This window comes from Streptomyces calidiresistens, assembly GCF_014141525.1.
In the GTDB taxonomy this organism is placed as follows: domain Bacteria; phylum Actinomycetota; class Actinomycetes; order Streptomycetales; family Streptomycetaceae; genus Streptomyces; species Streptomyces calidiresistens.
In genome coordinates this window covers 1-1782 of record NZ_VKHS01000976.1, presented here as the reverse complement: position 1 = coordinate 1782, position 1782 = coordinate 1, and the positions used below count along the sequence as shown (strand labels likewise).

Sequence of the window (1782 nt, the reverse complement as noted above, 5' to 3'; positions counted from 1 at the left end):
GTCCCCGCCCCATCCCGGGAGGACCGGTCCTCCGATGCCGGAGCCGTGGGCGGGGACCCCGGGGACGAGGGCGAGGGCGAGGGCGACGAGTCCTACGCCGAACTGCGTCCCCAGCGCCGGATGCGCATGCTCCAACTGGCGCCCATCGTGCTGTTCAGTCTGCTCGGCTCCCTGATGTTCGCCTTCCCGCTGGCCTTCGCCTTCGACGAGGCGGGGGCCGTGGTCGCCATGCTGGGCCTGCTGATCGGGTGCAGTGCCGCCGGCTGGGGCGTGATCGCCGCCCGGCGGGTCGGCTACACCTGGCCCGGGCTGCCGCCGCCCGGCTCCGGCCGCCGTCCCGACTGGCGGGTGCTCCTGTTGTACGCGGCGGCCCTGGTCGTGCTCGCCCTGCTGGCCGCCCACCGGGTCGCCGGCCTGCGCTGACCCCGGCCGCGACCGGCCCGGAGCGCCCCGCGACGCCCGGGCGCGCGGGCCGTACGATCGAGCCGTGAGCAGCGCATCCCGCCCGGTCCCGTTCCTCAAGGGGCACGGCACCGAGAACGACTTCGTCATCGTCCCCGACCACGAGGGTCTGCTGGACATCCCCCCGGCCGCCGTGGCCCGACTCTGCGACCGCCGCGCCGGGATCGGGGGCGACGGTCTGCTGCGGGTGGTGCGTTCGGCGGCGATCGAGGAGGGACGGGCGCTCGCCGACACCGCCGAGTGGTTCATGGACTACCGCAACGCCGACGGCGGTGTCGCGGAGATGTGCGGCAACGGGGTGCGGGTCTTCGCCCGGTACCTGCTGCGCGCCGGCCTGGTGAAGGAGGGACTCGTCCCGGTCGCCACCCGCGCCGGCCTCCGACGCGTCCACCTGACCGCCGACGGCGACCCCACCGTGGAGATGGGCCGGGCTCGCCTGCCCGGCGGGTCGGGCGAGACGATCACCGTGACGGTGGGGGACCGGGTGCGTCCCGGTCGACAGGTCGACATGGGCAACCCGCACGCCGTGGTCTTCGTCGACGACCTCGAGGACGCCGGACCGCTCACCGAGCCGCCCGCCGTCGCCCCGGCGAGCGCCTACCCCAACGGAGTCAACGTCGAGTTCGTGGTGGACCGGGGCCCGGCGCACGTCGCCATGCGGGTCCACGAACGCGGCTCCGGCGAGACCCGCTCCTGCGGCACCGGCGCCTGCGCCGTCATGGTCGCCACCGCCCGCCGCGACGGCCGGACCCCCGCCCCCGGCACGCCCCTGCGCTACACCGTGGACCTGCCCGGCGGCAGCCTCGTCATCACCGAGGACGTCGACGGGGAGATCACGATGACCGGCCCCGCCGAGATCGTCGCCGAGGGGGTCCTGGACGCCGACTGGTGGGGCCGGGCCGCCGTCCGCTGAGTTCCGGCCCCCGTAACGGCACCGCCGCCGGGGCCCGGGACGCCGGGTCGAAGCGGCGGGACGGGCGGGGGCCCGCCGCTCGCCGGGCCGCCGTTCCCACCCGGGACCGTCGCCCGGGACGCGCGGGGCGGGGAATGCCCCGGGTGCCACTCGGTGTTACCCGGCCGTCGGACGATTGATTTCGGCCGGCTTCGCCACCCCCCGGGTCACCCGTGGGGGTGATCCCCGGCCATCGGTACGGCCCGGCGACCCCACCCGCCGGCGGGCTCGGTAGCATCAAGCACCGGCACCGCTGCGGAGGTCACGGGAAACACCGGATCGCACCGGGCCCGGGGCCGGTCCCACGACCGAGCCCGCGGAGGTCCCATGACCACAGAGGTGACACCCACCCCGCAGTCCCCCCGGCC

General features: G+C 76.3%; 2 protein-coding genes. Both read left to right on the top strand.

Annotated elements, in window-relative coordinates:
* A partial coding sequence (locus FOE67_RS24675) for a hypothetical protein (protein WP_228474257.1) occupies positions 1-423 on the top strand: 423 nt, incomplete at its 5' end.
* A gap of 64 nt (positions 424-487) precedes the next feature.
* Positions 488-1375, top strand: coding sequence for a diaminopimelate epimerase (gene dapF / locus FOE67_RS24670; RefSeq protein ID WP_182667035.1), 888 nt, complete (start codon positions 488-490; stop codon positions 1373-1375).
* Positions 1376-1782: the final 407 nt, after the last annotated feature.